Source organism: Hyphomicrobium sp. (assembly GCF_036262015.1).
Taxonomy (GTDB): Bacteria; Pseudomonadota; Alphaproteobacteria; order Rhizobiales; family Hyphomicrobiaceae; genus Hyphomicrobium_C.
The window spans coordinates 127509-151334 of record NZ_DATAJR010000007.1; the positions used below are offsets into that span (position 1 = coordinate 127509).

The window sequence follows — 23826 nt, forward strand, 5'->3', positions numbered from 1 at the left end:
ATGTCATGAACAAGCCTGTGCCATCGACGGATTTGCGCGACGCGACCCCTAGCGGGCCGCGGATTGCGCTGTTCGTCGAGGACGGTTCGGGCGACTGGCATGCGCGCCGCCTCCGGAAGGCGATGGAGGCGCGCGGCGCGCACGTCGTTACGACGACGCTCAGCGCTTGCGCCTTTGACACGTCCTGCCCCAGCGGACTCGATATTCCGGGCTTCGACGGCATGCTTCCGGACGGCGCGTTCGTGCGCTCGGTCTCCACAGGCTCGCTCGAGCAGATCACGTTCCGCCTCGGCATCTTGCATGCGCTCCGCGAGAGCGGCGTGCGGGTGTGGAACGATGCGCGCGCGATCGAGCGCTGTGTCGACAAATCGACGGCGACGTTCCTGTTTCAGAAGGCTGGTCTACCGACGCCGCCGACACGGGTGGTCGAAACCCGCGATCGCGCTCGCGCACACCTCACGGCCGTTCCCACGCCCTTCGTGCTGAAACCCTTGTTCGGCAGCCAGGGGAACGGCGTGCGGCGCGCACATGGTCCCGACGAGCTGCCACCGCCGGAAGACGTCGGCGACGTCTATTACATGCAGCACTATCTTCGCGCGCCGGACGCGACGCTGTTCGAGGACTGGCGCGTGTTCGTCTCGCAGACGCGAATCCTCTCCAGCATGGTGCGTCGCGGCAAAAGCTGGATCACGAACGTGCACCAGGGGGCGGAACCGATCGCGCACGAAGCTTGCGACGAGATGAGCCGGTTGGCGCTCGCCGCCGTCGCCGCCATCGGGGCCGACTATGCGGGTGTCGATCTCATTCGCGACCAGAGCGGCCGCCTTATGCTGCTCGAGATCAATTCGAACCCGGCCTGGAAAGGCCTGCAAAGCGTCACCGCGACCGACATTGCCGATACTCTGGCCGCGGATTTTCTTCAGGCTGTCACAAAGGTCACGGCGTGACGCAATGGGATTTCCGCTCGACCGCGCAACCATCGAGGCGGCTTTCCTCAGGGCCTGCCACGCAGAACTCGAAGCGCTGAAACCCGGCAACGTCCACATCCATGGCGCGGGCCATGGTATGGACACGGAGCATTTCGAGCGAGCGGCCGCGGCGGCAGCGCCGTTTTTGGCCGACCCGACCCGGGGCGTAGGCGCCCGCATCCTCGGAGCCGTCGGAGCCAGCGTCGCGGAGACCGGCCTCAACACCAACCTCGGCATCGTTTTGTTGTGTGCACCGCTGGCCGCGGCGGCAGGACTGCGCGACGGGGCGCCTGATCTCCGGGACCGTCTTGCCCGCGTTATCGACGCTCTCGATCGCTCGGACGCGGATCAAGCCTTTCAGGCGATTGTCATCGCCAAGCCTGCTGGGCTCGGACGCGCAGAACAGGGCGACGTCAACGTTCCGCCGACGATGACGCTGAAGGAGGCAATGGAGATCGCATCAAAGCGCGACCGCATTTCCCGTGCCTATGTCACACGCTTCGAAGACATCTTCGAGCATGGCCTGCCCGAGCTTTACGCAGCACGCCGCGCTGCCGAAAACGAGAGCCTGGCCATTACTGCGCTGCACATGAGCTTCCTGGCATCGTTTGCCGACAGTCATATTTCTCGTAAGTATGGGATTGAAGTTGCAGAGGCCGTGCAACGGGAGGCACAGGAGGCGGAGGCGCTGTGGCGCCCCGCGCCGCGGCCCGAGACGTGGCCTGGACTTCTCAATTTGGACCGGAGCCTGAAAGCCCGCGCCCTAAATCCCGGTACGACGGCCGACTTCGTCGTCGGCACCCTTTTTGCCGATATGCTCATTCGTCAGAGTGCGACCAACAGGCTCTCCTAACCTCTTGTCGAACGCGCAATCCTGAGGCTATTAAGGGGCGGCGCTCAGCGCCGCTATCTGGCCAACCGGACCGGTGACCCCAATCGCCGTTCGCTGCAACTGGGATAGCTTCAGACTACCGCCGGCCCCCACACCTCGGGCAGACGCTCCATGCGAACGTTTCCAACGGACGCAAGGGGGCGTGTCGGTTTTCGTTTAATCAAGGAAGGGAACCCCCTAATGGCCAAGATCAATCGCGTACTGGTCGGCGAATCGCTCGTCGGTGACGGCAACGAAGTCGCTCACATCGACCTCGTCATGGGCCCGCGCGGCAGCGCTGCCGAGACCGCGTTCGTTAACGCTCTCGCCAACAACAAGGACGGCTTCACGACGCTTCTCGCCGTGATCGCTCCGAACCTGCCCTGCAAGCCGAACACGATCATGTTCAACAAGGTCACCATCAAGGACGCTCGTCAGGCCGTCCAGATGTTCGGACCTGCTCAGTACGGCGTCGCTAAGGCCGTTCAGGACTCGGTCGCTGAAGGCGTCATCCCGGCTAACGAGGCTGACGACATCTACATCCTCGTCGGCGTGTTCATCCACTGGGAAGCTGCCGACGACGCTAAGATCCAGGACTACAACTACCGCGCCGTCAAGGAGTCGATTGCTCGCGCAGTTGCCGGCAAGCCGACGGCTGCTGAAGCTACCGCTCAGCGCAACTCGGTCGCACATCCGTTCGGTGCGAAGACTTGAAGCGGAAACCGTCCACAGCAGGATAATGCCCCTCCCATGAAGGGGGGTCTGCTGCAGCGATTGGGAAGACTACTCTCCGGCCGTTGGAACGGCTGACACTACCGGGTGGACCTTCACTAGCCACTCGCAAGTGGACTAAAACTTCGGAGCCTGACTGCGAAAGCAGTCAGGCTCTTTTTCGTGGCCGCGTGTGTGTTCAGCCTGCGATCTCTTGCAGATCGCGACGCGCGATTTGCCCGCGATGCAGCGCCGTCGCGACGAGCGCGCCTGCCGCACCGATATCGCGAAGTGCGCGCAAGTCATTCGCATCACGGACACCGCCTGCAGCGAAGACTTTGCGAGCACCGGACCGTGCGATGATCGATCCGAGGCGCGCCAGATCCGGCCCCTCACCGCTGCCCACGCGCGCGAGTGTCATGACGATTAGGCGATCGGGCCAGAGCGTTGCATCTTCGAGTAGCTCGGGCGGGCCGAGAAAAGCGTCCCCGCGGAAATCGAGCGAGAGTGGTGCCGAGGCTCCTGTTGCCGAGCGGGCGCAGGCGTAGTCGTCAACACTGCCGAGCGATTCAGATCCGAGCACATGACTTTTGGTCACGTGCCCGAAAGATGTCGCTTCACCCGCATCCCCGTCGTCGATCCACACCTCGCGACCGGGCCAGGATTCGCTCAGGCGCTGTTGAATGGCGACTCCTGCGCCACGCCCTTCAATTCCATCCAAATCGGCAACGTAGAGCGTTTGAAAGGGAAAGAGCGTTCTCAGGCCCAGCGCGACGGCGACGGGCTCCGGGCTGGCGGCGAGAGGACTTTCGAGCGGGCGGTAGCGCGCGCGATCGCCCCGCACGGCCGCGACCGCGACGCCTCCGCGCACATCGATGACCGGAATGATCTCCATTGGGCTTTCCTCCGGTCTTCCTTATGTGCTTCTTGTCGGAAAACCGCTTCACACTCTTCCGGAAGCACTCTTGCGGGTGATGTAACACAGGGGGCGGCTATCACCAGAGACGAGCTTACCTCGCCATGACTTTGACTGCCGGACTCGACGTGGGGGGCGCCCATCTCAAGATTGCGCTCGTGGAACGCGGCCGCACGATCGATGTGCGCCAATTCCCGTGTCCGCTGTGGCAGGGGCTCGACAAGCTCGATGCCGCGCTCGCTGCTGCCCGTCCCCTGCTCTCGCGCGCCTCGCGTTTCGCCGTGACGATGACGGGTGAGTTGTCGGATCTGTTTCCAGATCGGGAGACCGGTGTGGCGACCCTCGTGTCGCGGCTTACAAAGGAGTTGGTTGGCGAGGTTCAGTTCTGGATGGGACTGCGCGGGTTCGGAGACGCGAACGCCGCGCGCCAGCATCACACGGATGTGGGCTCGACGAATTTCCTCGCGACGGCAACGCTCGTGGCGCGTGAGCTTCGAGATGCGCTTCTGATCGATTTCGGATCGACGACGGCGGATATCATTCCGGTCGTGGCCGGCAGCCCTCGGCCGCGTGGCCTTTCGGACGCCGAGCGGCAGATCACGGGCGAACTTGTCTACACGGGCCTTACGCGAACAGCCGTGATGGGCGTGACGACGGAGACCCTGTTCCGGGGGCAGCGCGCAGGCCTTGCCCGCGAGTATCTGGCGACGATGGCCGATGTGCGCCGCATCCTTGGCGCGGATCTTACAGATATCGATCAGCACGCAACGGCGGACGGGCAAGGCAAAACTCTCCAAGAGAGCATTACCCGCCTCGCCCGGATGCTCGGGCGCGATGCCCGCGACGGCACGGAGTCCGAGTGGCGCAAGGTTGCTGGCCAGATCCGCGAGATCCAGCTCCGCTCGCTCTACGATGGAGCGGCGCAAGTTCTTTCCGCGGTCGATCTTCCTGAGGCGTCCCCGGTCGTGGCCGCCGGTATCGGGGCAGACGACATCGCCGAAATCGCCCAGCGCCTGGGCCGAGAGGTGATCCGCTTCGGCGCACTCGCCGGCGCGGACCCGGCAGTGGAAACCTGGTCGACCGGGTGCGCACCGGCCGTCGCCGTGGCGCTTCTTCTCGATCCGCAGGCCAGCTCCTGAGAGCAATTGTCAGCGCTCGTTCTTAGTGCGGCGCAATCGCAACTTCTTGAAGAAGTCTTAAAAGTTTTCCTCTGATACGTGCGGCCATCTGAAGCGGCCTCTAATTCCTCTCTGCTAGAGTTTCTCCAGAATCAAGAAACAGCCTCCAGCAGGGAGGGGCCATGAAGACGGCGCTTACCATTCTTGCAGCCATTGTCATGCCGGGCGGATTTATTGTTCTGGGCGTTGCACTGGCCACGTTTTTTGTCACCCGCCACCGGGCACGGGCCAGGATGGCCCAGCCAATCCCCGCCTGAACCAAGCAACCACCCTTACTTTTTCCGTGCAGCCTCGGCGTTACCGCTGCGGAAGGCTGTCACACGGTCCATCAGCCAGCCCCAGGCCTCAAGCTCGCGCGGGCCGGCTGTCTTCGAGATCGCGATTTCCAAGTATTTCAGCTCGGCGTCGATCTTCTCCGGCGGGAGCATGTTGAGGCGCGTAGACAGAACAGCCAGCTCCAGCACCGCGGCCTCGGCACGGTTGTAGCCGCTCCAGACAGCATGGCTTGCTTGATGGACGAGCCGGCAATGGAAGCGCGGGCGCTGCGGGTCCTCGGCTACGTGCGCGACCTCCAGCTCCCAGTGCGAGACGGCCTCTTTCAGGCGCACGCCCTTCACGACATCTGCCGGAACGGTGGGCCAGTCCCTGCGACCGGTCACGCAACCCGCGATGACACGCACATCACCGGTGTGCGTTGCAACAGCGTACGGATTGGCGATGAGATTATCGAGAGTCCGCGATGGCCTGAACGGCGCGATGATCCAGTGATCGCCGTCCTGAATTAGTCCAAGCGGCGCGATGTGCGGGGTCCCGGATGCGTCGATGGTGGTGACGACGGTCTCGACGATGCGTGGCATCTGTCAGCTCCTATGCTCGTGCGGCCGCCCGGCTGCTGCTCTTTCGGCGGACCGGCGGCAGCGCGCGTTGCTGCGACGAAACACGCGACGGGACCTTTGCCGCAACATCCAGCAGCTCGGCGAGGACGGCTGCATCGTTCCGGCCAAGCACACGCCACGCGAGGCCCGCCCGTTCGACAATCGCCGGAAAAATGGGATCGACGATCCCCTGACGCGCGAGCGTCTTGGCGGTGGCTCCGCGCTTCACCGCGCATGACTTCAGGAGCACAAGCTCCACATCGCCCAGCCGTTCCGCCAACCGCGCGGCGAGGCCGTCGGAGGTGATCGTCCAGTTGCGCGGAATGCGGCGATCGCCAGCGCAGAGCTTCATGGGCTGCCAAATCGGTACTCGACGCCGGCGCCAGGCGCGTTCGATGCCAACGAGCGTGTCGGCGCATTTCAAGCGTGGCTCAAGAGCGGCCATGGCTTCCGCCATCTGGTGCATGGCAAGAAGCGCCATGTCGTGAGCGGCTTCATCGGAGAAGCGCAACTCTCGCTGCATGTCCCGCACGGCGTCAGCGAACGGTCCGCCGCCCGGCACAACGACAACGGGACGGCGCGCGCGTTTCACCAAGCCAAGAACCGTGCGGAGACGACCGCTTTCCGCGAGGCTGCCTCCGAGCTTGAGAACAAGGGGTGTCATTTTGACGATGCGCGCGTGCGGAAGATCTCGACGCCGCGCACCGGGCCGCGTTCAAGCTTCTCGATGCGGATGCGCATGGCGCTGAGGCGCGGATCACGAAGGCATCGCTCGGCGATTTCCTCCGCGAAGGTTTCGATGAGGTTGATATGGCCGCTGGCTGTGATGTCGTTCACTGCATCGATGATGTCGGTGTAGGACGGCACGGTATCCATGTCATCGCGCGCGGCGCGTACTGCTTGGGCGAGATAGGCGTCCACCGTGAGGCGCACCTTCTGCGTGACACCTTTCTCCTCGGCGTAGACGCCGATGTTGCAGTCAATCACCCAATCTTTGAGGAAGATGCAATCGCGCCCCAGGTCTTCAGTCGCTTTTGCTGTGGTGGCATCCTTGAAAATCGGCGCCGCTTTCGTTGTGGTCATCGTGTTTTTTCCAGCGCAAGTTCAGCAGTTGTCCGACGAATTTGAGGAATGGCGCGACGCACCGATGCGAGAGCCGATGCGCTCAGCGCGCCCCGGCGATCTGATGCTTCGCAGAGAGCACCTCGGAAGCCGAGCACGTCGGGTTCGAATTCTAAAAGCTGTGGGATCTGATGAAGGCGTAGCGAGCCCGCCAATCCGGCGAACAACCCGGCGGCGCGTGCGGCGGCGATAAAGGCGCGGATCTCGTCGGTGCTGCGATGGTCCAGCAGCGTGCGGCCGTCCTTCGACGCCGTGTCGAGCATCACCCCCTCGAAACCCGCATCCCCCAGCGCGGGCACGAGCGCGAGATCGAGCGGGGCATCGGCGATCAGGACCGCGACCAGCGATGTTGCCGGCGTCAGCTCTTCACCCAGGCGGCGAATGGTTGTGTGCGCATCGCCTCCTGGGAAGACGCCGATTTTAACGATGTTGCAGCCCGTCTCCGCCATAGCGCGGGCGGCTCGCGTCACGCGCTCAGGGTCGGGCTGCAGATCGCCGATGGTGGCGCTGACGAGGATGTGTGCGGGGACGGCCTTGTGGATTGCGGACACGACGGCGGGCGGAAGCGCGCCCAGCGCGCCTTCCGATGGATTTTTGCAATCGATGATGTCGGCGCCCTGCTCGGCAGCAAGGCGTGCCTCGGCTTCGGAGGTCACGCTGGCAAGAAGGCGGACCATCCGATGCGTCGTCGTCGTCATTACCAGGGGCTCACGTCTCGCGGAATATGCGCTGCTGCTCGGCCAAAACCTTGTCCCGGTCAGTCCGTTCGGATGGGGACAGGCGGACGGTTTCGTCCTGAACGATAGTCGCATTTGCGCCGGACATGCGCAAGATACGGGTGCCCAGCATCACCGCCTCGGTCCGGTCGTGCGTGATGAACACAACCGTGGTCGGGCGGCGATTCCAAAGTCCTATCAAAAGCTCGCGCAGGCCCTGAGCCGTCGGATCATCGAGCGAAACGAAGGGCTCGTCCATGAGGAGGACATCGGGCTCGCTGATGAAGCCGCGGGCCAGCGCCGCGCGCCTCTGCATGCCAAGGGACAGGCGCTCCGGATACTGCGAGGCGAAGCCTTCGAGGCCCACCTGCCGCAGCGTCTCATCGATACGGCCGTGCCTGGGATCGCCATCGGGCAGTGCGAGCGCAATGTTCTGTCCGACCGTGCGCCAGGGCAGGAGACGCGGCGACTGGAAGATATAGCCCACCTTGGTGTCGGCGCCTCCGAGGACCACCTCGCCTTCGTAGTCCTTGTCGAGTCCAGCGATGATGTTCAGCAGCGTCGACTTTCCGCACCCCGACGGGCCGGTGATGACGACGAACGAGCGCGGCTCAATGTCGATCGCGATATCTTTCAGCACGGGCTGCGCTTCGCGCACACCCGAGGCCGGATAGATCTTGCGTTTGACCCTGACCTTCAGGCTGCCGCTCGGGGCATCATCTAGCGGCGCCATCTGTTCACCCGTGCCGCAATCGGTTGAAGAATGCCGAATTCGATCAACTGGACAATGATGATGAACGCCAGGGCGTAGGCGAGGATCATCGATACGTCGAACATCTGGAAGTAGGTGCCGAGCTGGAAGCCGACGCCGTTGGAGCGGCCGAGCAGCTCGACGACCAGCACGATCTTCCAAACGAGCGAAAGCCCGGTGCGGGCGGAGGCGAGGAAGAACGGTGCAAGCTGAGGCAGCGTGACGTGGCGCAGCGTCTTCCACCAGCCGAAGCGATACATGTGCGCCATCTCGGCGAGATCGCGCGACAAGCTGCGCGCGCCTTCGCGCACCGTAACGGCAACGTTCGGAATCTTGTTCACAGCGACGGCGGTAATGGCGGCGACTTCCGTGCGCCCAAACCAGACGTAGCAGAGAATGATGATCACAAGAGCCGGCAGATTGAGGAACAGGATCAGCCAAGTGTCGAAGAACCTATCGATTCCGCCGTTGCGCCCCATCACGATGCCGATGGTCGAGCCGATCAGCATCGCAATCACGAAGGCAACTACGACGCGATAGAGCGTCATGCCGATGTGGAACATCAATTCGCCGCTCGCGAACTCACGCGCCATGGCAGAAAAGACGGCAGTCGGCGGCGGCAAGTGGCGGTGCTGAATGAGCAGCGCCATCACCTCCCAGAACAGGAGAAAGCCAACGATCGATCCGACGCCCCAGGCGATCCTGAAAAGCGGGCTTTGAGCGGCGCTCGTGCGCGGAGCCGTATTAAGTCGCTGCATTGTGGAACAGCTTGGCGTCGAATGCTGTGCCGTGACCCATCAACTCGGCGTCACCGGCGTCGATGAGGACTTGCATGAGTTTCTCGGCCGACTTGAGCTCACCTGCGCCCCAGGGTTTTGGAATACCTGTGCGGTAGGCCGCGATGATCGCCTTGAACTCTCCGTCGGACGCAGGCTTCACGAGCGGCCGCAACGGCTCCCATGCGCTATCATCGCTGGCAAGGATCGCATTCGCTTCTTCGACTATTTTCAGGAGAGTTGCGATGTCATTTCCGTGCGCGGCCTCGTAGTCTTCTTTCCAAACAAAACCGACCAGCGACGGCACGGGATCGATGCCGAGGTTCTTCATCACCTCGTTGATCGACAGGATCTCCTTGAACCCACTGCCGGTGAGGCGCGCGGCATACGTCCAGAAATTCAAGACAGCATCGATACGGCCTGAGCGGATCTCTTCCGCCAGGAGCGGCGCTGCACCGAAAGAGGGGTGCGCGTATTGGGCCATGTCCTGCCCGATGGTCTTTTTTGCGTAGGCGCGCAGCAAGAGCCAGCTCTTGTCGATTGCGGAGCCAGCGACACCCAGCGCCTTTCCTTGCAACCCACCGATGTTGGACACTTCACTTTTTGCCGGCACGACGACCGAACCAAGGGCGGACGAGTACGGCGAGAATTTCAGCTTTTCACCGAGGGCGCGCTGCCGCATCGCCCATGTCCAATCCGACACGATGACATCGGCGCCATTCGCAAGGAGTGCAACTGGGCCGGCCTGATTGGACGCGACATCGACAACTTCGATTGTGAGACCGGCCTTCTTATCGAGCTCCCGCTTGCGGATCGTATCGATCACCCACGACAGAGAGCCGAACTTGACCGACGCCAGGCGCAGCGGCGCACCGGCCGCACGCAGCGGCACCGGCAAGGCGGCGGCAGCAAGTGCTAGCCCCGTCCCGGCCAGAACCCGGCGACGATCGATCATTGGGATTTTCCCTCTCCCAGGAGACGGTTCTTGCTGAGCCAGCGCACGCCGTGCATCCAGGATTCGTCTGTATTGCCCTGAATGAGCACGCTGTCATTGCTGACCAGCTTGCCCTTGGCCACGTCGACGATCGCAACATTGAGGCTGAGGTGCGTTTCGGAAATCTTGTCGACCAATCCGGTCATCACGAGATCGGCCTTCGCTTCGCTACCAAGGTCGACCTCGCAGCCGTTGCAGGTGTAGAAGGGGCGCACAGCCGTCATTTTTTCAGTCAAAGCGGTGGTATCGACGATATCGTAGCGTCCGTTCGCACCCAGCAACTTCTTCAGTTCCGCCTGCACCATATCGAGCCTGCGCTGCTCGTCAGGAGTCGGCCCTTTCGTTCCCGAGAAGAAATCCTCCTCGCTCTGCGGAAACGACATATCGATTGGGAAAACTGCCAGTTTCTGTCCGGCATCGGCGACCGCCGTAAAGGCCGTCATCGACGCTATCAACATCGCTGGCCAAGCCGCCACTCGACCCATTCTCATCTCGATTTTTTGCCCTTGTTGGTGCCCGGAGTGCTTACACTATAACGTGCGTTCGATGCACCCAGATTTGCAAGGCCATTGTCCCCCTAGTGGCACTCACGGGCTGTAACAAAACCGCGAGGGCGCGAGGGGGCGAACTTGACAATTGGCAATTCGATGCGATCTTCCGGGGTGAGATGTTACAATATACCGGTTATGCGGCGCTGCCGTAAAAACTGCCGGGAGGAAATGGAATGATGGTGCAAGCTGGGCCGGCATACCGGCCCGCCCGGTCTGATGTGTGTTGCCTGCGCGGATCTTCCCTTAGGGGAGTTTCCCTCCTCGGAGCAGTCCTCTTCCTTCTCGCTGCGCCGATCGCTGCGCGCGGGCAAACCGACAACCCACCCGCAGAACCAGCTCCCAAGGAGGCGCCCGCCGCGCCTTCGCCCGCTCCGTCCGCCGCTGCGCCGAACGAAGAGGCGAAGAAGGACGAGGCAACGCTGAAGATCCGTATTTTGATGGCGCGCGAAATCCGAGAGGACCGCCTCCCGCCGCTGTCTCTCCTGGATATCCCTCCGCCTGACGACGGCGTTGCGGGCGCTAAGCTTGCTATTTCCGACAACAATACGACCGGCCGTTTCCTCAAGCAGGAGTTCGACCTCGACATCGTGCAGAGCGCCGTTCCGGCGGAATTGGTGGCAGAGGTCACCAAGCGGGTGGACGGCGGCGTTGCTTATGTGGTGACAGACGCTTCGCCCACTACGCTGCTGGCGCTCTCGGACGCACTTAAGGACAAAGATGCCGTCATTTTTAACGCTTCTGCGCCGGACGAAGCGCTGCGGGAAGAACAGTGCCGCGTCAATATCAAGCATACTGCGCCGTCGCGTTCGATGCTTGCCGACGCGCTCGGCCAGTACATGGCGTGGAAGCAATGGCGCAAGTGGCTGCTGGTGGTCGGTCCGGCACCCGAAGATAAGCTCTATGCAGACGCGATCCGGCGCACGGCGAAGCGCTTCGGCCATAAGATCGTGGAAGAGCGAACGTTCAACTACGACCCCGGCAGCCGCCGCTCGGATGGCGGTTTTGAGCAAATTCAGCAACAAATACCTGGCTTTATGCAGGGTGCGCCAGAGCATGACGTGGTGGTCATCGCCGATGAAGGCGACCTGTTCGGCGAATACTTCCCGTACCGCACCTGGATCTCTCGGCCTGTTGTCGGAACGGCTGGCCTGATCGCCACGTCTTGGCATCCGGCCATCGAGCTATGGGGCGGCACTCAGTTCCAAAACCGCTTCAAAAGACTGGCCGGGCGCACCATGCGTCCGCTCGATTACAACGTGTGGGCCGCGGTGCGGTCTGTCGGAGAAGCGGCGACCCGAAAGAACACGGCAGATGCAAAGACCCTGATCCCCTACATGCGATCTCCCGAGTTCGAGCTCGCGGCGTTCAAGGGCCAGAAGGTGACTTACAGAGCCTGGAACGGCCAGCTGCGCCAGCCGATCCTGCTTGCAACACCCAAGATCCTCGTTTCGGTCTCACCGCAGCAGGGCTTCCTGCATCAGGTTACAGAACTCGACACGCTTGGTGTCGACCAACCCGAAACGAAATGCACCGCTTTCAAAAAATAGTTCGATCCGAAGACCAAGGAGCCTCGACGTGACAAGACAACGGCACGGCCTCGTTTTTGCGCTGGCTGCTACCCTGCTGGCGCTGACCGGAACAAACGCGCTGGCCTATAAAGTGTTCATCTCGAATGAGAAAGAGAACACCATCTCCGTCATCGACAGCGAGACCCTGCAGGTTGTTCACACGATCAAGACCGGAAACCGGCCGCGCGGCATCATCCTGGCCAACGAGGGCAAGTGGGTGATCGTTTGCGCGAGCGACGATCACAAGATGCAGGTGTTCGACACGAAGACCTACGAGTTCGTGAAGGACCTCCCGTCGGGTCCGGATCCGGAGTTGCCGATCCTGCATACATCCGGGAATCCGCTTTACGTCTCGAATGAAGACGACAACCTGGTGACGGTCGTCGACATCTTCAAAGGAACCATCATCACGGACGTGCCCGTCGGCGTCGAACCCGAGGGCATGGGCATGAGCCCGGACGGTAAGATGCTGGTCAACACCTCCGAGACCACCAACATGGCGCACTTCATCGATGCGCATACATATAAGAGCATCGATAACGTGCTCGTCGACAACCGACCTCGTGTTGCTGAGTTCACCTCCGACGGCAAGCAAATCTGGGTCAGCGCCGAGATCGGCGGCACGGTGACCGTCATCGATACCGAGACGCGCAAAGTTCTCGGCAAGGTGAACTTCGAGATCCAAGGCATTACCAAAGATGCCATTCAGCCTGTTGGCGTGCGCATCACGAAGGATGGCAAGAAGGCCTTCGTGGCGCTTGGCCCAGCCAACCGTGTTGCGGTTGTCGATGTTGCGACGCGCAAAGTCGAAAAGTACCTGCTGGTCGGCCAGCGCGTTTGGAACCTCGGCTTCACGCCGGATGAGAAACTGCTATTCACAACCAACGGCACGTCGAACGATGTATCGGTGATCGACGTTGCATCTGAGAAGGTTACGAAGTCGATCAAGGTGGGCCGTTATCCCTGGGGCGTCGTCGTCGCTCCATAGCGATCGACGAGCACCGGGATTTCGGTCAGTTTTTCGACACGATCTACGTACGCAAAGTGGAGATCAACACGGTCGAGGTAAAGCAAGCTGGGCTCAAGGAGGAGAAAGGGGCGACGCCGCGCTTTTCTCTTTGTCGCGATCAAGCCGGGCGAGTATCCCTGGACCTGCCCTAATCTCGCGGAGAAGGGCTTGACCGGAAAGTTCGTTATCAAGTGAGCAGCGCCAACATACAAACCATCGCTCCCGCTCCGTCGACCTCAACGGGGCAGCCGGATGCGCTTGTCGTGAACGGCGTCAGCCACAGCTTCGGCGACAAGCGCGTGCTCGATAACGTCTCGCTGACCGTGCCGCGCGGCACATTTGCCGTGCTGCTCGGCCTCAACGGCGCGGGCAAGTCGACACTCTTCTCGCTGATCACGCGCCTTTACGACAACATCTCGGGTGAGATCCGCATTCTCGGTAGCGACGTGCGGCGCAAGCCGGGCGCAGCGCTTCAACGCCTCGGCGTGGTGTTCCAGTCAAAAACCGTCGATTCCGATTTGTCGCTGCAGCAGAACCTTCTCTATCACGCGGCATTGCACGGGATCGGCCGCAGGGATGCCAAGCGCCGCGCGGTTGAAGCGCTGACGACCGTGGGGCTTGCGGATCGTGCACATGAGAAAGTGCGTAACCTTTCCGGTGGTCAAAGCCGGCGCGTGGAAATCGCGCGGTCGCTGATGCACCGTCCCGGCTGCCTGCTCCTCGATGAGCCGACCGTTGGCCTCGATATCGGCTCGCGCGAGAGCGTGATCAATATCGTGCGCGGCCTCGTCCAACGCGAAGGTCTCGGCGTCCTCTGGGCCACCCACCTTATCGACGAGATTGCGGAGACAGATCAAATCGTCGTGTTGCACAAGGGAAAGGTCATGTTCACCGGGCGACTCCCAGGCTTCCTGGAGCACACAGGGGCCAGTTCGCCGCGCGAAGCGTTTCGAATCCTGACCGGAACGACATCGAGCGAGGAGTCCGCATGAACGTCGATATCGTGCGAGCAGACATGGGGCTTCAAGCACAGTACGTCAACGATGCGCCGCGCCCGCTCGGCCTGCTCGGTTATCTCGCATGCTTCCGCGGGATCGTGTGGCGCGAGGTGCTCCGCTTCCTTCACCAGCGCGAGCGCTTCTTCTCGGCGCTCGTGCGGCCGCTGGTCTGGCTCTTCATCTTCGCAGCCGGTTTTCGGACGGTGCTCGGCGTCTCGATCATTCCGCCCTACGAGACGTACGTTCTCTACGAGGTCTACGTCGTGCCAGGGCTTGTCGGCATGATCCTGTTGTTCAACGCCATGCAGTCGTCGCTGTCGATGGTATACGACCGTGAGACGGGCGCCATGCGCACGCTGCTCGTCAGTCCCTTCCCACGCTCGTTCCTGCTGCTTTCGAAACTCATCGGCGGCGTGACCGTGGCGGCGATCCAGGCCTATGTGTTTCTGGCCATCTTCTTCTTCTGGGAAGCGGACGTCCCGACGTACAGCATTCCCTACGATGCCTCCAACGGCTCCATCTCCGCCATCGAATTCCCGGGACAGCTCCTCTTGCTTGTGGTGCCAGCGCTCTACCTGGCGCTTCATATCTTCAATGCGGCGACCGACAAGTTCTCGGAGGCGGCCATGTCGCGGGCGCTGTGGATCGCCACTGCGCTCGAGCTTGCGGTGCTCGTCGTAGCGACCCTCCATTGGCAGCTCTCGCCGCCCTCGATGAACTACATCACCGTGCTTCCAGCCCTTCTGCTCGCGGGCCTGATGCTGGGATCGATCTCACTCTTCCTCTCGTCAGTGATCAAGCAGCTCGAGAATTTTGCGGGCGTCATGAACTTCGTGATCTTTCCGATGTTCTTCGCCTCATCCGCGCTCTATCCGCTCTGGCGCGTCCGCGAGAGCAGCCCGCTCCTGTACGAGATCTGCAGGCTCAACCCGTTTACCTATGCGGTCGAGCTCATCCGATTTGCCCTCTACGGACAGATCGGTCCCAGGCTTGAGGACGGCAGCCTCGACCTTACAAACCTTTATGTTGTTCTGGGATATACGGTGTTCTTCCTTGGAGCGGCGGTCTACGCGTATAACCCCTCCAAGGGGCTCATCGCCCGGCGTGGCGGACCCGGCGGCGCGGGTTAAGCCACAACATCGGAATTCGGCGAACCGGACCTACGTGAGATAAGAAAAATGACCAGAAACGTTCCTTCATTCCGCACGCCGCTGATCATCGGTGCGCTCCTTCTCGGCTCATCGTTCGCAATGGCCGGCGGGCCTCCCGGCGCAGCACCTGCCGCCCCGGAGGCGGCGATAGAAGGCGCTCAAGACGCTGCCCCGCCGCCGCTCGACCCGACGAAATCCTGGCCCTGCGTACAGGGCAAAGTCGAAACACTTTCCGTGACGCAGGTTTGGGATGGGCCCTCGATCGATGGACTGAAGGGCTGGTTCCGCGACAGCGAACTCGTAACGTTGATCGATCTTCTCTCGTCGCGTCGCGTGCCTCTCGATCAGGCGGAGGCTGCAATCAAGAAGTATGCAGAGGCCCAGCCGGAAAATGAGCGCGATGCGAAGCTCTCAATGCTGTTTGCCGGCCTGTTCGAAAAGGTGAACGGGCAACGGCGAACGGTGATGTCCGGCATCGAGAAATACCAGAAATCCCAGATCGCACGATCCAAGGAACTCGAGCGCCAAAGCACGGAGATTGCCAAGCTCGAGAGCACGCGCGATCCAAACGCGACGGAGGATACACCTGACCTCGCTGCAGCCCGCGAGAAGTTCAACTGGGCGCAGCGCATCTTCCAGGAACGTCAAGGCAACGTTCCCCTGGCATGTGAACTCCCGATCCTCATCGAGGAACGGCTCTTCGCTTTGTCGCGCTCGATCCGAGAACAGATGAAGAGCTAAGTCTGGCCGCTGATCATGGCACGGGGGCGGCCTTTACGAGATCGAAGCCCGCCTCCTGCCACGCATCTGTTCCTTCCGAAAACCAGATGACGCTGGTGTAGCCCCAGCCCAGTGCGCGCTTGCCGGCGTTCCACGACATCCAGCAGTTCTTCAGGCAGAAGAATACGATCGGCCTCGCAAGGTCGCCCTGCGTCAGCGCGGCCAAGCGAGACTTGAAGTACATTTCGAAATCGGCCGATAATGCGCCATAACCGACATTCGGCAGCCAATGGGCACCCTCGATAGTCATGTGTGTCGGATCGCGCCACACCGTTCCGGCGGGCAAATTCGGCGGCTTGGGTGCACGCGGAAATACGTCGATGAAAACGGCCTTTCCGTCTTTCAGAAGTCCTTCTGCCTCGTCGGCGCCGATCACCCGCGCACCCGAGAGCGTCTTCGGAACCGGCATCCGGTAGCCGTCCGTGCGATAGCCTTCCGGCTCCGCCACCTCAGCCTCTTCTGCTGCGGTCCCTGCGCACGCTAGAAACATGGCGCAAAAAATAAGCGCGGCGGTTGGGAACATCCCAGCCAGCGCCGCGCCTCGTGCAAGCCGTTTTGCCAAGGCCTCTCTAGCCACGTCTATCGTTCCGTTTGCAGAGAGGATGGAGCGAGATGCCGGCGCGGGAATGCCTTCGGCACCTCGGATAACCTCGTCTAGTTGGTGCTCTTGGCGTAACGCGGCTCGGTGATGAGCTTGTTGTCCTCGTCGATGATCGGCACGCCGTAGTCGAGGAGGATCTTATCGATGTCACCCTGGCGCTTGGCAATCACGTTGTTGATCTCGTGCTTCCAGGCGGTCTCGTTGACGCGCACGCCCATGGTGATGCGGTACTCGAGCCGCGGGAGACCAGGCTGCTTCTCCTCCAGCATTGGCTGGACATTAAGCTTCTCGCCGCCCTGCTTTGCGTACCAACCCGCGTGAGGACCCCACAGAATGCCGACGTCGATCTCACCCGACCGCACGTCATTCACCATGTCCTGCATCGGGTTCTGGTAACGCGTGTCGACGATGAAGAGGTAAGATTTGGCATTCTGCATCAGGCCGGCTTTTGCCACATAGTCCGCAGCCGGCGCGCCGGCCTGGATGCCGACCCTCTTGCCCTTGAGCTTCGGATCCAAGATGGAAGTGACGCCCTCAAGGTCCGAACCGGGCTTCGTCACGAGCGCATATGTCGTGCGGTAGTACGGGTTCGTATTGAGCGTGAATTCGTCTGCCTGAACCGTGCCCATAATCAGGTCGCAACGCTTCTCGGAAAGCGTCTTGCGGACGAAGCCCACGCCCTGGGGGAACCAAGTGTTTTCAACCTTTGCACGCTTCAACTCGTCGGAAACGAGCTGCGCGATTTTGTTTTCGAAGCCCTCGCCCTTTTCATCGGAATAGGGAAGGTTCGCTGGGGTGGCGCAGACGCGGAGAACGTTGCGGTTCACAGCGTCTGCCAGATGGCCTTCGGCAGCCCCGGCGCCGCCAGGAGCGGCGACAAGGCTACCGAGAAGAAGTGCGAGTGCGGCGTGCGTTCTCATCATTGTTCTCTCATAGAGTTACGAGGCAGCCGCCGAACTGCCCAAGCTTAGTCGCCGATGCAGGCCTTCTCTTGCTCGATGGCCTCTTTCGGCTTTTCCGCGCGCTGATCGGCGCTGAGGCGGCCGCCCTGCAGGGCGTCCGTCGAACGAGCGCGGAGATAGATGTAAAGATCGTCGATGTAGCACATGACGTTCTTGTTATCGCCAAGCGCGGGCATGATGTACTTCGTGCCGGCGACGTCGCGGGTCTGACCGCTCGAGACGACCTGTAAGAATTTCTCGTAGGTCATGTGCTTCAGCGAGTCGTGCAAGGCCGGAGCGAAGGACGAGCCTTCAGCGTTCGGGCCGTGGCAGACGTGGCACTCGGCATGATAGCGGCGCCAGCCGGAATAGGTGTTCCAGTCAACCTGGATGACGTGATCGGTGTTTTCCTTGTCACGGATGACATTGTAAGTCGGCGTGCCGTCGGGGAGCATCCACTTACCGTCTTCGAACTTCTTGCCTTCCTGGAACTGCTTTTCAAAAGCCGGATCCGGAACGGGAGCCTTCTCATCATCGGCCATCGCCGGAGCAACTGCAAACACCGCAAGTGCGGCAAGCAAACCAAAACCAGTTTTTTTCACGCGCTTCCCCTGTTTCTGAAGCTTTCACATAAACGCCGCGTTCCAAAATCTCAACACCCGATACGGGAATTTGGATTTCACAAAGCGGTGTAAATTTCCCGGTTTAATCTTCAAAACTTGGTGACGCCCCCACGCCCCGCAAGCCTGCTCGAAGATTATTATTACGCAACAAACCGGCGCGGGTTTCCCCGCGCCGGTCCGATCTTTTATGCGACCCGAATTAGGGCAGCGTGTAGACCGTGAACGTGCCACCGAGATCGGTGTACGACTTCAGGCCTGCGTAGTTGCCGACTGCGCCGAGGCCGTCGGTCGGCTTGTCGAGACCAGCTGCGAGGCCGATGCCAGCCCAGCCACCGACGCCCGAGAAGAGGCCGATGTACTGCTTGCCGCCCTGAGCGTAGGTCATGACGTTACCGATCGAGCCCGAAGGCAGACGATGCTTGAAGAGCTCAGCACCATCCTTCTGATCGCGGCACTTGAAGTAGCCTTCAAGAGTACCGTGGCAGGCGAGGCCGCCAGCAGTCGTCAGAACGCCCGACCAGACCGAGAAGGGCTCGTCATGCTGGTGAACGATCTTGCCAGCAGCGCCATCCCAGATCGTGAAGTGGCCGGTGTTCGTCTTACCCTCAGGCGGGAACATCGACAGCGTCGCGCCAACGTACGGCTGGCCAGGCGTGTACGAAACCTTGAAGGGCTCGTAGTCCATGCAGACGTTGTTGACCGGCACGTAGAACAGGTTCGTCAGCGGCGAGTAGGCAGCCGGCTGCTGATCCTTGAAGCCGAGAGCGGCGGGGCAGACGTTCTTAGAGTTGACGTCCGGACCGTTGAGGAACGTCGACTTCGAAGCGACGACGGTCGGACGACCGTAGTTGGGCTTCGACTTGTCGAGTTCAACACCCGTCGACCAGTTCAGGTCTTCGTCGTAGGGCTGAGCGACGAGCGGCTCGCCGGTGAGGCGGTCGATCGTGTAGCCGAAGCCGTTACGGTCGAAGTGCGTGAGAACCTTGCGATCAGCGCCACCGATCTTCTGGGTGGTGAGGATCGACTCGTTCACGCCGTCGTAGTCCCACTCATCGAACGGGGTCATCTGGTATGCCCAGGCGGCCACGCCGGTGTCGGGGTTACGAGCGAACAGGGTCATCGACCACTTCTGGTCGATCTGCTTGCCGTCCGGTCCAGCGCGCTGAGCCGGGTTCCAGGTCGAGGGGTTGCCCGTGCCGTAGTAGAAGAGGTTGGCTTCCGGATCGTAAGAGGCATAGCCCCAGGTCGAACCGCCACCGATCTTCCACTGGTCGCCGGTCCAGGTCTTCAGAGAAGAGTCCTTGCCGACCGGCTTGCCGAGCGACATGGTCTTCTCCGGGTCGACGAGGATGTCGGAGTCCGGACCCATGGAGTAAGCACGCCAGGCGCGCTTGCCATCCTTGAGGTTGTAGGCAGTGACGTGGCAACGGACGCCGAACTCGGCGCCGGACGTGCCCATGATCACCTTGTCGTTGATGATGATGACGAAGCCCGTGTGGGTCTCGCCCTTCTTGGGATCGCCGTTGACGGCCTTCCACTTCTCTTTGCCCGTCTTTGCGTCGAGGGCTACGAGGGTCGTGTCAGCCTGGCCGAGGATGAGCGTATCGCCGGCGATCTGAACGCCACGGTTGACCGTGTCGCAGCACATAACCGGAATAACGGACGGATCCTGCTTCGGCATGTACTTCCAGAGGATCTTCGGGCCCGACGGGTCCGAGATGTCCAGAGCGAACACGTTGTTCGGGAATGCCGAGTTCAGGTACATCCGGTCGCCAATGACGATCGGCGAACCTTCGTGACCACGAAGAACACCCGTCGAGAACTGCCAAGCAACCTTGAGGTCCTTGACGTTCGACGTGTTGATCTGGTCGAGCTCCGAATAACGCCAGCCAGAGTACTGACCCTGCTGCATCGCCCAGTTGTTCTTGTCAGCCGTCGCCTTCTTGACATCGTCGTTCGCCAACACGGGCGAAGTCAGAGCAACAGAGGCGAGGAGACCGTATGCGAGTGCACTTCTGCGCATCGCGCTTCCTCCTTAAAGTTCTTGCCACGCTTGCAAGCGGCAGCGAACGACAGCGTGTCACAGCCCAGGTTACGGTTTATGTGGGAATTTTTCCCTTGTTATTCCGCTGACTTACGAGTGAGGACCTCCGCACTGAGAAGGTCTTCTGAAGCCATCGCTACCGTGGCACCCTTTTAGACACTTTCTCGTGAGGTCCGCAAGACAATCCGTGAGACGTTTTTTCTTGCCACACCAATAGGACAAGCATTCTGACCCAAAAAACGGGCCATTTTATTGGTGTTTTTGCGCTGCAGCGCGATTTGCTGCGACGCACGCCTAAATTTTTCCATGGCAAGGCGTCGCGTGGCCGTATTGCGTTCACCTTTATTCTGTGCAGAATATTTGCCCCATTAAATTTATTTTTGTAGGTATTTTTCCCTCCTAACCCCCTGTTTTTCGTGTTGTTTTTCCAGTTCCCCTCAGGACAAACTCCCGCACATCGCGTCCGAGCGCGGCAAGTTGCGTGGCCAGACGCGGGCGCCTAGATCATGCTTAGACTTTCAAGGGGTTGACGTTATGCTCACGAGGGACTCAATCGCTCCGGATCGGCGGAGTTTACTCAAGGGTGCCGCAGCCCTTCTTGGCCTCCTCGGCGGCCCTTCGCGAGGCGCCCCCCCTGCCCTCGCCGGCGCCCCAAAAGCCCCTCCAACTGCCACCTCCTTTGCCACTGAAATCGCGCCGCAAGTCTATGCTCACCACGGGCAGGTGGCCCTCTACTCGCCGAACAACGAAGGGGACATTTCCAACTGCGGTTTCATTGTGGGACGTGATGCGGTTGCCGTTGTCGATACCGGGGGCAGCGCGCGCGTGGGGACCCGCTTGCATGACGCGATCCGTACCGTCACGCAGCTCCCGATCCGGTACGTGATCAATACTCACATGCACCCGGACCACGTGTTCGGAAATGCATCCTTCGAAGCCGATCAGCCGGCCTTCGTCGCCCATCACAAAATGGCACGCGGCCTCAGCGCGCGTGCGGAGCGGTACATCGCCATCAACAAGGAGGCGCTCGGCGAAGAGGCCTTTGCCGGGACGAAAATCGTGCTCCCGACCCTTCCAATCAGCGCGCCCACAAAACTGGACCTCGGCGGGCGCGAGATCGTTCTCACGCCGCAGAAGACCGCTCACACCGACAACGATCTCATTGTCCGAGACAGCGCGACGGGCACACTTTTTCTCGGTGATCTCGTGTTCTCAGAGCATGTGCCGACACTCGACGGATCGATTCTGGGCTGGCTCTCGCTTCTCGATGCGGAAGGCAAAGAGCCCGCCCAGCGCATCGTGCCGGGGCATGGGCCAGTGTCGATGCCGTGGCCGGATGCGGCAAAACCCATCCGCCACTATCTACAGACGATCGCGGACGAGATTCGCGTGCTGATCAAAGACAACCGCTCGCTTTCCGAGGCGACAGCAACCGTCGGCTTCTCGGAAAAGAGTGCATGGAAGCTGTTCGCAGACTATCATGCGCGCAATGTTTCGGCCGCGTTCGCAGAGCTCGAATGGGAGTGATGCGCGGTACCGATAAGCACCCTAGAGCGGGATCAAACGCCGGGATTGGAGGACAAATGATGGTCCGCACTGAGATTGGTACGACACTTCTTCGCGGTATGCGGCTGTTCGCAGCCGTCGCCCTATGTGCGGCTGCGGGGGCGGGCGCACACGCGGCCGATGAGGAAGACAATTGGTTAGCCCTGCAAAAAGACCTGTTCGGCGCGCGAACCGTCGTCGAAGACACATCTGCGGTTGTCCTCGAAGCACCTTATCGGGCCGATGATGCCGCGCTCGTCCCGCTTACTGTCCGCATTCCCGCCTCCGTCGCTGGGTCCGTGAAGAAGCTTTCGCTCGTCATCGACAAGAACCCCGCGCCCCTGGTTGCCGATTTCAACTTCGGCCCCGCCGCCGGAACTGGTGAACGGGTGCTCGAGACGCGCGTCCGGATCGATATGTATTCGAACGTCCGCGCGATCGTCGAAACGGCGGACGGCAAGCTTTTGATGGCGACTAAGTTCGTGAAGGCTGCGGGTGGATGCTCCGCCCCCGCTCTCAAGGACACGGACGCTGCATTGGCCGAAGCCGGCAAAATGCAGATCAAGTTCCTCGCAAACGCGGCTGACGGCCAGCGCGAAGGGCAAATCAAAATTCGCCATCCGCAGTATTCAGGCCTGCAGCTCAATCAGGCCACCGGCTATTACATCCCGGCAAAGTTCCTGCGCGTGATCGACGTGGCGCGCGGTGGCGAACGTGTTTTCCGAATGGAGGGTGGTATCTCGCTCTCTGAGGATCCGAACATCCGCTTCACCTATGCCGGTGGCGGTGACGAGACGCTTCAAGTGACGGCCGAGGACACGGACGGCAAGCAGTTCTCCGGCCGCGCCGTTCCGAAGGGTTCGTGATTACGCTGCTGAGACGGCATCGGCTCAATATGAAAAAGGGCGCCCGACCGGGCGCCCTTTTTCATCGCACTGATGCGCAGCTCAGAAGCAGCGGATCTCGCCCTCGACCTGGGCGCGCTTCAGGTTCTTGATCTTCTCCTGCATCGCGGGAGCATAGAGGAACGCGACACTCTCGCCGCCGCGCTGGCGCACCGACATGACGGTCTCCGCTTCCTCGTATTCCTTGAAGGGCAGTGCGGTCGCGATCACGTCGATCGAGCACGAGCATTTCTCGAGCACGTCGCGCGTTTGCCCGTTGGCCAGCATGCAGCCGTAAATGTAATCGGCGCGCGTCACGGTCGGATAGTCGTTCGCGTGCTGTGCTGCTGTCTTGTCGATGCATTCCTCGCCAATCGCCGCGGCACCGGCAGCAACAAGGGCAGCAGCGGAGATGATCAGAACGCGGCCCAGATTCTTTACTCTCATTTTGCTTCTCCCATACCGACGACCTTGATGTGCTCCTTGAGCTCGGGACCGGCCGCCTGAGTGCTTACAAAGTCCGACCGAAGATCAACGAAGTAACCGGGGACTTGGTTGCTGACCACGATCGTGAAAGCCGATTTGTGAAAGCCCTGCATCTTCGATGAGCTGGGATCATCCGCGAATGGGGTGACCGCGATTTTCAATGCGTCGATCGACTTCCCCTCGTAGTCGACCTTCACCTCTTCAGCCGTCGCGTTGCCAAGGGCCTCGCGGATCTTGTGCTTGAGATACATCTGGCTGCCGCCGGCGAGCGAATTGAATGTGCCGACCGCGCGGTCCAGATACCAGATGAACAGCGGATTGATCGTAAGGTCCGGCCAGTTCTGCGGGTCACGCGCATTGTCGCCGGTGAAGACCTTGAAGATCACCTCACGCTCGCCCTTGTCGCCGACTTTGGCGACGCTGAGGCGGATGTCGTCGGCGTAGTTCTTGCCCACGAGGCGCTCGTCGGAGCCGACCTTCTCGAAGCGGTAGGTGACCTCATCGCCTTTGTTGACCATGTCGAGCTGGCGGCTCTCGAACAGGATCGGCTGTGCTTTCTGATCAGCCGCCGCAACAGCGGCTATCGGCAACAGCGCAAGGCACAAGGCAGCCGACACACGTGCAATAATAGGCATAGTAACGATTTCCTCCTCCTGGGCGCCATTCTGGCAGCCTTCTTGGGAATTCTTCTAGCCTTATGGGCCATGTGCGGGCAATCACCCGAACATGAATTCTCTGCAAGGAAGGTATTAGAGGCGCGCTTAACC

Annotated in this window: 27 protein-coding genes; 12 read left to right on the forward strand and 15 right to left on the reverse strand. The window is 61.2% G+C overall.

Annotation, left to right across the window (positions count from 1 at the left end; all coding sequences use genetic code 11):
• Positions 1-5 precede the first annotated feature (5 nt).
• The 3 genes from VHO05_RS07505 (at position 6) to fae (ending at position 2553) form a co-directional block, all read left to right on the forward strand.
• Positions 6-947 carry an ATP-grasp domain-containing protein gene (locus tag VHO05_RS07505; protein WP_329645981.1) on the forward strand — a complete coding sequence of 314 codons (942 nt, stop codon included), beginning with the start codon at positions 6-8 and terminating at the stop codon, positions 945-947.
• A gap of 4 nt (positions 948-951) precedes the next feature.
• Entirely contained in the window at positions 952-1821 is an 870-nt protein-coding gene (locus VHO05_RS07510) for a triphosphoribosyl-dephospho-CoA synthase (protein ID WP_329645982.1), read from the forward strand.
• Positions 1822-2040: 219 nt separating this feature from the next.
• Positions 2041-2553, forward strand: coding sequence for a formaldehyde-activating enzyme (gene fae / locus VHO05_RS07515; protein WP_329645983.1), 513 nt, complete (start codon positions 2041-2043; stop codon positions 2551-2553).
• Positions 2554-2749: 196 nt separating this feature from the next.
• On the opposite strand, the gene VHO05_RS07520 is transcribed toward fae, so the two are convergent.
• The gene (locus tag VHO05_RS07520; protein ID WP_329645984.1) at positions 2750-3445 is read right to left on the reverse strand and encodes a HisA/HisF-related TIM barrel protein; all 696 of its coding nucleotides are present in this window, start codon (positions 3443-3445) and stop codon (positions 2750-2752) included.
• A gap of 125 nt (positions 3446-3570) precedes the next feature.
• Between VHO05_RS07520 and VHO05_RS07525 the strand changes: the two genes are divergently transcribed.
• Complete coding sequence (locus VHO05_RS07525; protein ID WP_329645985.1) at positions 3571-4605, forward strand: hydantoinase/oxoprolinase family protein; 1035 nt, start codon at positions 3571-3573, stop codon at positions 4603-4605.
• Positions 4606-4766: 161 nt separating this feature from the next.
• Entirely contained in the window at positions 4767-4901 is a 135-nt protein-coding gene (locus VHO05_RS07530) for a hypothetical protein (protein ID WP_329645986.1), read from the forward strand.
• Positions 4902-4916: 15 nt separating this feature from the next.
• On the opposite strand, the gene VHO05_RS07535 is transcribed toward VHO05_RS07530, so the two are convergent.
• Genes VHO05_RS07535 through VHO05_RS07570 form a run of 8 tightly spaced genes read right to left on the reverse strand, consistent with a single transcriptional unit; the run spans position 4917 to position 10321 of the window.
• A complete protein-coding gene (locus VHO05_RS07535; RefSeq protein ID WP_329645987.1) occupies positions 4917-5501 on the reverse strand; it encodes a DUF447 domain-containing protein in 585 nt (194 codons plus the stop codon).
• 10 nt (positions 5502-5511) lie between these two features.
• On the reverse strand, positions 5512-6183 hold the full coding sequence (locus VHO05_RS07540) for a uridylate kinase (protein ID WP_329645988.1): 672 nt from the start codon (positions 6181-6183) through the stop codon (positions 5512-5514).
• Positions 6180-6602 (reverse strand): dihydroneopterin aldolase, encoded by a 423-nt coding sequence (locus VHO05_RS07545; protein ID WP_329645989.1) that lies wholly within the window; start codon positions 6600-6602, stop codon positions 6180-6182. The genes VHO05_RS07540 and VHO05_RS07545 overlap by 4 nt, the downstream gene beginning before the upstream one ends.
• Positions 6599-7339 carry a (5-formylfuran-3-yl)methyl phosphate synthase gene (locus VHO05_RS07550; protein WP_329645990.1) on the reverse strand — a complete coding sequence of 247 codons (741 nt, stop codon included), beginning with the start codon at positions 7337-7339 and terminating at the stop codon, positions 6599-6601. Before VHO05_RS07550 ends, VHO05_RS07545 begins: the two co-directional genes overlap by 4 nt.
• Positions 7340-7349: 10 nt before the next feature.
• On the reverse strand, positions 7350-8090 hold the full coding sequence (locus tag VHO05_RS07555) for an ABC transporter ATP-binding protein (protein WP_329645991.1): 741 nt from the start codon (positions 8088-8090) through the stop codon (positions 7350-7352).
• Positions 8078-8866: an ABC transporter permease gene (locus VHO05_RS07560; protein WP_329645992.1), complete on the reverse strand. Its 789-nt coding sequence runs from the start codon at positions 8864-8866 to the stop codon at positions 8078-8080. Before VHO05_RS07560 ends, VHO05_RS07555 begins: the two co-directional genes overlap by 13 nt.
• Positions 8853-9839: an ABC transporter substrate-binding protein gene (locus tag VHO05_RS07565; protein WP_329645993.1), complete on the reverse strand. Its 987-nt coding sequence runs from the start codon at positions 9837-9839 to the stop codon at positions 8853-8855. Before VHO05_RS07565 ends, VHO05_RS07560 begins: the two co-directional genes overlap by 14 nt.
• Complete coding sequence (locus VHO05_RS07570) at positions 9836-10321, reverse strand: DUF3280 domain-containing protein (protein ID WP_329645994.1); 486 nt, start codon at positions 10319-10321, stop codon at positions 9836-9838. The genes VHO05_RS07565 and VHO05_RS07570 overlap by 4 nt, the downstream gene beginning before the upstream one ends.
• A gap of 281 nt (positions 10322-10602) precedes the next feature.
• Here VHO05_RS07570 and VHO05_RS07575 point away from each other — a divergent pair, with 281 nt between their 5' ends.
• The 5 genes from VHO05_RS07575 (at position 10603) to VHO05_RS07595 (ending at position 15896) form a co-directional block, all read left to right on the forward strand.
• Positions 10603-11976: an ABC transporter substrate-binding protein gene (locus VHO05_RS07575; RefSeq protein WP_329645995.1), complete on the forward strand. Its 1374-nt coding sequence runs from the start codon at positions 10603-10605 to the stop codon at positions 11974-11976.
• A 28-nt stretch (positions 11977-12004) separates the two neighbouring features.
• Positions 12005-12985, forward strand: a complete 981-nt coding sequence (locus VHO05_RS07580) for a PQQ-dependent catabolism-associated beta-propeller protein (protein WP_329645996.1) — start codon at positions 12005-12007, stop codon at positions 12983-12985.
• 212 nt (positions 12986-13197) lie between these two features.
• The gene (locus VHO05_RS07585; protein ID WP_414653717.1) at positions 13198-13998 is read left to right on the forward strand and encodes an ABC transporter ATP-binding protein; all 801 of its coding nucleotides are present in this window, start codon (positions 13198-13200) and stop codon (positions 13996-13998) included.
• Complete coding sequence (locus VHO05_RS07590; RefSeq protein ID WP_329645997.1) at positions 13995-15134, forward strand: ABC transporter permease; 1140 nt, start codon at positions 13995-13997, stop codon at positions 15132-15134. Before VHO05_RS07585 ends, VHO05_RS07590 begins: the two co-directional genes overlap by 4 nt.
• 48 nt (positions 15135-15182) lie before the next feature.
• A complete protein-coding gene (locus VHO05_RS07595) occupies positions 15183-15896 on the forward strand; it encodes a hypothetical protein (protein ID WP_329645998.1) in 714 nt (237 codons plus the stop codon).
• A 13-nt stretch (positions 15897-15909) separates the two neighbouring features.
• On the opposite strand, the gene VHO05_RS07600 is transcribed toward VHO05_RS07595, so the two are convergent.
• From VHO05_RS07600 to VHO05_RS07615, 4 genes are all read right to left on the reverse strand, one after another.
• The gene (locus VHO05_RS07600; protein ID WP_329646186.1) at positions 15910-16458 is read right to left on the reverse strand and encodes a PQQ-dependent catabolism-associated CXXCW motif protein; all 549 of its coding nucleotides are present in this window, start codon (positions 16456-16458) and stop codon (positions 15910-15912) included.
• A gap of 131 nt (positions 16459-16589) precedes the next feature.
• On the reverse strand, positions 16590-17459 hold the full coding sequence (locus VHO05_RS07605) for a substrate-binding domain-containing protein (protein ID WP_329645999.1): 870 nt from the start codon (positions 17457-17459) through the stop codon (positions 16590-16592).
• Positions 17460-17503: 44 nt separating this feature from the next.
• Positions 17504-18079 carry a c-type cytochrome, methanol metabolism-related gene (locus tag VHO05_RS07610; protein ID WP_329646000.1) on the reverse strand — a complete coding sequence of 192 codons (576 nt, stop codon included), beginning with the start codon at positions 18077-18079 and terminating at the stop codon, positions 17504-17506.
• Positions 18080-18299: 220 nt separating this feature from the next.
• The gene (locus tag VHO05_RS07615; protein WP_329646001.1) at positions 18300-20123 is read right to left on the reverse strand and encodes a PQQ-dependent dehydrogenase, methanol/ethanol family; all 1824 of its coding nucleotides are present in this window, start codon (positions 20121-20123) and stop codon (positions 18300-18302) included.
• 555 nt (positions 20124-20678) lie between these two features.
• On the opposite strand from VHO05_RS07615, the gene VHO05_RS07620 reads away from it, so the two are divergent.
• Positions 20679-21671, forward strand: a complete 993-nt coding sequence (locus VHO05_RS07620) for a quinoprotein relay system zinc metallohydrolase 2 (protein WP_329646002.1) — start codon at positions 20679-20681, stop codon at positions 21669-21671.
• 56 nt (positions 21672-21727) lie between these two features.
• The gene (locus tag VHO05_RS07625) at positions 21728-22555 is read left to right on the forward strand and encodes a quinoprotein dehydrogenase-associated SoxYZ-like carrier (RefSeq protein ID WP_329646003.1); all 828 of its coding nucleotides are present in this window, start codon (positions 21728-21730) and stop codon (positions 22553-22555) included.
• A gap of 81 nt (positions 22556-22636) precedes the next feature.
• Here VHO05_RS07625 and VHO05_RS07630 read toward each other — a convergent pair whose 3' ends face one another.
• A complete protein-coding gene (locus VHO05_RS07630; protein ID WP_329646004.1) occupies positions 22637-23020 on the reverse strand; it encodes a hypothetical protein in 384 nt (127 codons plus the stop codon).
• Complete coding sequence (locus VHO05_RS07635; RefSeq protein ID WP_329646005.1) at positions 23017-23694, reverse strand: hypothetical protein; 678 nt, start codon at positions 23692-23694, stop codon at positions 23017-23019. Before VHO05_RS07635 ends, VHO05_RS07630 begins: the two co-directional genes overlap by 4 nt.
• Positions 23695-23826 lie beyond the last annotated feature (132 nt).